This is a genomic window from Vibrio sp. 2130-1, from assembly GCF_033339515.1.
The window spans coordinates 1-519 of sequence record NZ_JAWOUT010000724.1; the positions used below are offsets into that span (position 1 = coordinate 1).

Consider the following 519-nt stretch of genomic DNA (forward strand, 5'->3'; position numbering starts at 1 on the left):
TTATTGATTCGAATATGTTTTAGAAGAGCAATTGAATCACAGATACCACTACCGCACCTGGGCGTCTTACGCCTTCAATTTCCACTTTGATTTCACGCTCGATCTCTAAACCTTTCTTGATAGGCGTTACTTTAGTCAGTGTACTTACTGCACGCACGTTGTTACCAGCTTTAACTGGGTAAGGAAAACGCACTTGGTTCAAGCCTAGATTCACAACCAATTTCGCTGTCGGAAATAATGGTTTATCCGCATCAACTGAGTCCGTCAGTTTAGGCAGTAGAGCCAACGTCAGGAAACCATGCGCAATGGTTGTTTTAAAAGGTGATTCAACAGATGCACGCTCTGGGTCAGTATGAATCCATTGCATATCTTCTGTTACCGCACCAAATTGATTGATACGCTCTTGAGATACATGAACCCAGCCACCCGTATGGATCACTTCACCGATCTTACCGCTTAACTCGTCATACAGTTTTTGAGCTTCTGGCTGAAGAACAATCGGCGCAGGTTGAGGAGCCA

General features: G+C 44.3%; 1 protein-coding gene. It reads right to left on the bottom strand.

What is annotated here, in order from left to right:
* Positions 1 to 19: 19 nt before the first annotated feature.
* Positions 20 to 519, bottom strand: a 500-nt coding sequence (locus R7Q09_RS28355; protein ID WP_318144233.1) for a MaoC family dehydratase, incomplete at its 5' end; no start/stop codon positions are given.